The 3,148-nt window shown below is 49.4% G+C and carries 4 protein-coding genes; all 4 read left to right on the top strand.

The features are described 5' to 3' along the window. Positions 1 to 149: 149 nt before the first annotated feature. A complete protein-coding gene (locus tag AC3DOM_RS17025; protein WP_487920230.1) occupies positions 150 to 1,121 on the top strand; it encodes a branched-chain amino acid ABC transporter permease in 972 nt (323 codons plus the stop codon). Continuing rightward, complete coding sequence (locus tag AC3DOM_RS17020; protein ID WP_487920229.1) at positions 1,118 to 1,873, top strand: ABC transporter ATP-binding protein; 756 nt, start codon at positions 1,118 to 1,120, stop codon at positions 1,871 to 1,873. Before AC3DOM_RS17025 ends, AC3DOM_RS17020 begins: the two co-directional genes overlap by 4 nt. 1 nt (position 1,874) lies before the next feature. Next, entirely contained in the window at positions 1,875 to 2,585 is a 711-nt protein-coding gene (locus AC3DOM_RS17015) for an ABC transporter ATP-binding protein (protein WP_487920228.1), read from the top strand. 13 nt (positions 2,586 to 2,598) lie between these two features. After that, the coding region (locus AC3DOM_RS17010; protein WP_487920227.1) for a CBS domain-containing protein at positions 2,599 to 3,148 on the top strand (550 nt) is incomplete at its 3' end.

Below are 3,148 nucleotides of genomic sequence, written 5' to 3'. Positions count from 1 at the left end.
GTCGGAGCCCTATTTGGTGGCATTATTTTAGGTGTTTTGGAAGGTATTGTCCCGGCATTTATGGAGACATCCTGGGTTCCGGTAATTGAGTTTGGGTTATTCGTCGTCATTCTACTGGTTCGCCCTACTGGCCTCTTTGGAGCAAAAGAATGAAAAATTGGCGTAATCACTTCGGGCTTATCTTTCCCTTACTTGCGGTCATTGGTCTGGCGATCTGGCCTACAGTTACAGGCAGTATCTCCAACCGCGAAAGCGCATTCACGATTCTGAAAGCGATCGCATTGGCATCCAGCCTTAATATTTTGCTTGGTTACACCGGTTATGTCAGCTTTGGCCATATTGTCTTTTTTGGTTTTGGCGGCTATGTTGGTCTATATCTTCTAAATAATCAAGAATGGCCGATCTGGGCAGCTATGCTCAGCGGCGGGATTTCATCCGGCATTCTAGCTTATTTGCTTGGGAAAGCCATTTTACGTTTGCGCGGCGCCTACTTTGCCCTGGCAACGATTGGTATCAACGAAGCCATAAAGGCCTTTGTCAATAACTTCGATCTTTTTGGTGGGCCTATTGGCATAACGCTGAATTTCAAAGTTTACAAAGTCTATGGCGGCGCAGCCGAAGCCCTGAGCATGGCTTTCTATATAATGACGGGGCTTACCCTCGCTGCGATTATTCTCAGTTATCTGGTTCGGGTCTCAAAATTCGGTTTAGGCCTTCTCGCGATTCGCGAAAACGAAGATGCCGCCGAAGTAATGGGTGTGGTCGCTCCAGATTCAAAAACCTGGGCCTATGTACTTTCAGCGATAATTCCAGGAATGGTCGGAATGCTCTTTTTCTTCAAAAACGGTAATGTGGAACCCCACACAGCCTTTCCTCTCCATGCTTCGATCGAGCTATTGGTTATGGTCATGCTTGGCGGGCAAGGTACCGTACTCGGCCCGATTCTGGGTGCATTCGCCTATCAAGGGATGCGCGGTTACTTTGTCACCAGCGATTTCTTCAAAGACATTCAACTTTCGGTCTCTGGCGCACTCTTGCTGATCATCGTTCTTTTTATTCCAGCGGGTGCAGTCGGCTGGCTGCGTAACCGTTTTGCTCCTCTACGGAGGCTATTGCCATGACACCACTTTTACAAGTAGAGGGCGTCACCAAACGCTTCGGCGGCTTGCAGGCGCTCACCCAAGTTACCTTTGACCTTCCTGAAGGCCAGATCATGGGATTGATTGGCCCTAACGGCGCTGGTAAAACCACCCTGTTTAATTGCATTAACGGCGTTTACACCCCGGAAATCGGGCGTGTTCGCTTCAAGGGTGAAGATGTTACCGGTAGCAAAACATATCATATGGCGAAGCGCGGCCTCGCTCGAACCCACCAGATCGTCCAACCCCTGAATGAATTAACCGTCCGTGAAAATGTGATGGCGGGAGCTTGTTTTGGACGAGAAAACCACTCATTAGGCGACGCGTCAGATATTGCCGAGGAGGTAATGGAATTTGTCGGGCTGAACGCACGCACCGATCAACTGGCAGCAAGCCTGAACGTCGCCCAAAAGAAACGTCTCGAGATGGCACGGGCCCTGGCAGCCAAGCCTTTTCTGCTTCTCCTTGATGAGGTGCTGGCAGGCCTTAATCGCAGCGAAATTGCGGAGATGGTCGAAACAGTCAAAAAAATCCGCGACCGAGGCATCACAATTATTATGATCGAGCATGTTATGAAAGCCGTGATGAATGTCTCAGACAGGATGATCGTGTTGGACTACGGCCAACAAATTGCGGAAGGGACACCGACCGAGATCGCAAATAATCCCCAGGTGATCGAGGCCTATCTCGGAGACCCGAAATTGGCTGAAAAGTTGATGGGAGAGGAAAAATAATATGGCGATCCTTGAAGCAAAAAATATTAGCTCCGGTTACGGAGAAGTGCAAATTTTATGGGGCGCCAATCTCTCGTTGGAGGAAGGCAAGCTGACATCTCTGGTTGGCGCCAACGGAGTCGGGAAAACGACCCTGCTGCGAACCATTGTAGGGTTGAACCGCCCCTGGGAAGGCTCGACCTGGTTCGAAGGGCAGGATGTGAGTAAACTTTCTGCACATGCCAAGGCCAGCCTTGGTCTCGTACTTGTCCCTGAAGGCCGTCAGCTTTTTACAGATATGACCGTTTATGAAAATCTGGAAATGGGCGCAACTGCCAAACGTGCCCGCGGCAGAATGAAACAGAATTTTGAGCAGGTTTTCAGCATGTTCCCGCGTTTGAAAGAACGCAGTTCGCAAAGGTCCGGAACGTTGAGCGGAGGAGAACAGCAGATGTTGGCTGTGGCACGCGGTATTATGGCGGACCCAAAAGTGCTGATCATCGACGAACTCTCCCTCGGCCTTGCGCCTGTATTGGTTCTGGACCTGTTCGAAAGTTTGCTGCAATTAAAGGCCGAAGGAATCACCATCCTTCTGGTCGAACAAAATGTCCAGATGGCGCTTGCCGTTAGTGACTATGGATATGTTTTGGCAGAAGGTCGCAACGAGATGGAAGGTCCAGCGCGAGAATTGATCAATAACGAAAAGATACGTTCAGCGTATTTAGGAATCTAATTAGGAGTTTGACATGTTAGTAGAAGGACGAATGTCTCAACCGGTAATTGCCATTCAGCCAGATATGCCGATAAACGATGTGCTCAATCTATTCAAGCAGGAACAAATTCGCCGCGCACCCGTTGTCAATCATGGTGGCAAGTTGGTCGGGATTGTCTCTGACAGGGACCTCATTAACGCCTCCCCATCGCAAGCGACCTCGCTGAGCATCTGGGAAATGAACTACCTGATCAGCAAGATCACTATCAAAGACATCATGACAAAAGATGTGATCACGATCAGGACGGACACCCCCATCGAACAGGCCGCCAGAATCATGGCCGACAATAAAATTGGCGGTCTTCCTGTGATGCATGATGACAAGGTAGTCGGTATGATTACCGAAACCGATCTTTTTAAGATCTTCCTTGAATTGATGGGCGCACGTGAGGCTGGTGTTCGTGTAACAGCCTTGATTGATGATCATCTCGGCTCCTTGGAAGAGGTCACTGACGCTATTTCAAAGATTGGCGGGAATTTCATCGCCTTTGGCCAATTTACCGGCGATGATGTCTCCACAAAAT

Source organism: Candidatus Desulfolinea nitratireducens, from assembly GCF_982879505.1.
Note: the sequence above shows the minus strand (reverse complement) of the source record. Positions and strands in the feature narration are given on the sequence as shown.